Here is a 2079-nt window from a genome sequence, read left to right as displayed (position 1 = left end):
GGCTGCGGGTGCCGGGGATGGGGACGAAGTTGCCGTCCTGGGCGAGGACCCAGGCCAGGGCCAGTTGCGGGACGGTGATGCCCCTGGCGGCGGCGAGGTCGCCGAGGCGGCGGACGGCGTCGAGGTTCTTTTCGAAGTTGCCGGGCTGCCAGCGGGGGTCGTGGTTGCGCATGTCGGTGGTGTCGTAGCTTCCGGCGGGTTTGGCGGTGCCGGTGATGAAGCCGCGGCCCAGTGGCGAGTAGGGGACGAAGCCGATGCCGAGCTCGTCCAGGGTCGGGAAGAGTCGCTCGACGTCGCGTTCGAACAGCGAGTACTCGGTCTGCAGGACCGATACGGGCTGGACGGCGTGCGCGCGGCGGATGGTCTGGGGGCCGGCCTCGCTGAGGCCGAAGTAGGTGACCTTGCCGGCCTCGATCAGTTCCTTGACGGTGCCGGCGACGTCCTCGATCGGCACGTCCGGGTCCACGCGGTGCTGGTAGAGGACGTCGATGTGGTCGACGCCGAGGTGGCGGAGGCTGTCGTCGGTGACCCGGCGGATGTTGTCGGGGCGGCTGTTGAGGCCCATGCCGGGCTGTCCGGAGGTGAGGTCGAAGCCGAACTTGGTGGCCAGGACCACCTCGTCGCGGAAGCCTTTGACGGCCTGGCCGAGGAGGGTCTCGTTGGAGCCGGTCCCCCAGCCGTAGAGTTCGGCGGTGTCGAAGAAGGTGACGCCGAGTTCGTGGGCGCGGCGGATGGCGGCGATGCCCTCCTGCTCGTCGCCGGGGCCGTAGCCCATGGTGATGCCCATCGTGCCGTAGCCGATGGCCGAGGTGGCCAGGCCCTGCCGTCCGAGCGTGCGCTGCTGCATGGTGGTTTTCCCTTCGCGTGTGGCCGAACGGTCGTTCAGAAGATGGTCTCAGTGGTGTCGACGAGGCCGGCCTCGTGGGCGATGACGGCGGCCTGGACGCGGTTGCGGGCGTCCAGGCGGGTGAGGATGGCGCTGACGTAGGCTTTGACGGTCCCTTCGACGACGTGGAGGCGTGCGGCGATCTCGGCGTTGGACAGGCCGGCGCCGAGCAGGGCCAGGACGTCGCGTTCGCGGGGTGTGAGGCCGGTGGTGCGGTGGCGGGCGCGGGCGCCGCCGGACAGGCGGCTGCCGCCGAGTTCGGTGATGACGCGGTGGGCGACCTTCGGGGACAGGTAGGCGGCGCCGTCGGCGACGGCGCGGACGCCGGCGATGAGTTCGCGCGGGTCGCCGGACTTGAGGAGGAAGCCGCTGGCGCCGCCGGACAGGGCGCGGGCGATGTACTCGTCCTCGCCGAACGTGGTGAGCATGATGACGCCGGTGCCGGGTGCGGCGCGGCGCAGTTCGGCGGCGGCGGCGATGCCGTCCAGGCGGGGCATGCGGATGTCCAGGAGGGTGACGTCGGGACGGTGCCGGAGGGTCAGTTCGATGGCCTCGTGCCCGTCGGCGGCCTCGGCGACGACCTCGATGCCGGGGTCGGCGGCCAGGATGGCGCGCACCCCGGCGCGGATCATGGCCTCGTCGTCGGCGAGCAGTGCCCGGATCACTGGTTCTCCTGTCGTCGGTGTTCGGTGTCGAGACTGCTGGTGTCGTAGGCGTTCTTGGTGGTGAGCCGGCCGCCGGCGAAGCACAGCCGGTAGACGCGGGAGATGCCGAGCAGGTCGGCGTCGGGGCGGTAGTAGCGGCAGTCGGCGTGCGGGGGTTCGGGGACCGCGGCGCGGACGGCGCCGGCGCCCATCGTCTCCATCGGCGGCAGGGCCTTGTGGACGGTGGCCTGCGGGGCGCCGACGCGTAGGGCGGCGTAGTCGGCGGGTGCCAGGACCGAGTTGAGGGTGGCGTAGATGTAGTAGCCGGCCATGATGGCGCCGATGACGGTCATCAGGGCGGCGGGCACGGCGATCGCGGTGACCAGGCCGCGGCGGACCTGGTGGCGTTCGCGGGCCAGGTGGCGGGCGGATTCGGAGGGCCACTCCCCCGGCGGTGTGCGGGTGAGGCCGAGTGCGGTGCGCAGGGCGGTTCCGGCCGTGGGCCTGGCCGCGGCGGGCGCGCCTGCGGTTCCGGGTGCGGTGTCGGGC

At 72.3% G+C, this 2079-nt stretch carries 2 protein-coding genes and 1 pseudogene; all 3 read right to left on the bottom strand.

The genetic code is table 11. The annotated features are described in order from the left end of the window. On the bottom strand, nt 1-847 hold an 847-nt coding region (locus tag E1281_RS39310), incomplete at its 3' end, for an aldo/keto reductase (protein WP_131884758.1). Nucleotides 848-882: 35 nt separating this feature from the next. Beyond that, on the bottom strand, nt 883-1551 hold the full coding sequence (locus E1281_RS39305; RefSeq protein WP_131884757.1) for a response regulator transcription factor: 669 nt from the start codon (nt 1549-1551) through the stop codon (nt 883-885). Beyond that, nucleotides 1548-2079: pseudogene (locus E1281_RS40995) on the bottom strand (hypothetical protein); the annotation flags it as partial. The gene E1281_RS39305 and the pseudogene E1281_RS40995, both read right to left, overlap by 4 nt.

Origin of the sequence: Actinomadura sp. KC345 (assembly GCF_004348515.1) — a bacterium.
Classification (GTDB): domain Bacteria; phylum Actinomycetota; class Actinomycetes; order Streptosporangiales; family Streptosporangiaceae; genus Spirillospora.
Note: the sequence above shows the minus strand (reverse complement) of the source record. Positions and strands in the feature narration are given on the sequence as shown.